General features: G+C 62.0%; 1 protein-coding gene. It reads right to left on the bottom strand.

What is annotated here, in order from left to right; genetic code table 11:
• The coding region (locus IO36_RS36260; protein ID WP_037626686.1) for a fasciclin domain-containing protein at positions 1 to 221 on the bottom strand (221 nt) is incomplete at both ends.

Here is a 221-nt window from a genome sequence, read left to right as displayed (position 1 = left end):
GAGGTCGTGAGCTTCGACTTCTCCAGGGTGGTGAAGGAGCCGTTCTCCAGGTCCTTCGGGGTGAGCTTCTGGCCGACGACGTGGTAGGTGAGGATCTTCGTCAGCTGGGCCTTGTCGTTGAGGACCTTGTCCAGCGTGGCCTTCGGGATCTTGGCGAAGGCGTCGTTGGTCGGCGCGAACACGGTGATGTTCTGGGCGTTGTTGAGGGTGTCGACCAGGCC

The organism is Streptomyces aureus, from assembly GCF_000725495.1.
GTDB classification, from domain to species: Bacteria; Actinomycetota; Actinomycetes; order Streptomycetales; family Streptomycetaceae; genus Streptomyces; species Streptomyces aureus_B.
The sequence above is the reverse complement of the archived record's forward strand: the minus strand, read 5'-3'. Positions and strand labels throughout refer to the sequence as shown.